Raw genomic sequence first — 407 nt, forward strand, 5'->3', positions numbered from 1 at the left:
TAAATACGGAAGTTCAATCAATCGAATAAATTGCCAACCACGCAGATTTAATTGTGCTGCCAGTTGGCGTTGTTGCGTTGGAATAGCTTGAAATGTTTGTAAAAACATTCTTGCGGCTAGAGGAATATTAAAAAATAGATGGGCAATTAAAATACCTGTTAACCCATAAATGTGTGGTTGCCAGCTTATGCCCAAAAGTGAGGTGAGTTTTACTAGCCAACCATTGTGTCCATAAATGCCTGTAATGCCAAAAATCACTACAAGAGCAGGCAGAACAAAGGTTAGAGAAAAAAGTTTGAGAATAAAAGGCTTGGCGATAAACCTTTGATAAAAGAAAGCACGAGCGAATAATAAGCCGAAAAAAACGGAAAGCAACGCCGATAAAATAGCCTGCCCAAAACTAAACA

1 protein-coding gene is annotated in these 407 nt (G+C 38.1%); it reads right to left on the reverse strand.

Annotated features, from left to right (window positions below; translation table 11 throughout):
• Nucleotides 1–407, reverse strand: a 407-nt coding sequence (locus tag EII42_RS12375) for an ABC transporter permease subunit (protein ID WP_125172429.1), incomplete at both ends; no start/stop codon positions are given.

Source organism: Tessaracoccus sp. OH4464_COT-324 (genome assembly GCF_003932855.1).
Lineage (GTDB): Bacteria > Actinomycetota > Actinomycetes > Propionibacteriales > Propionibacteriaceae > Arachnia.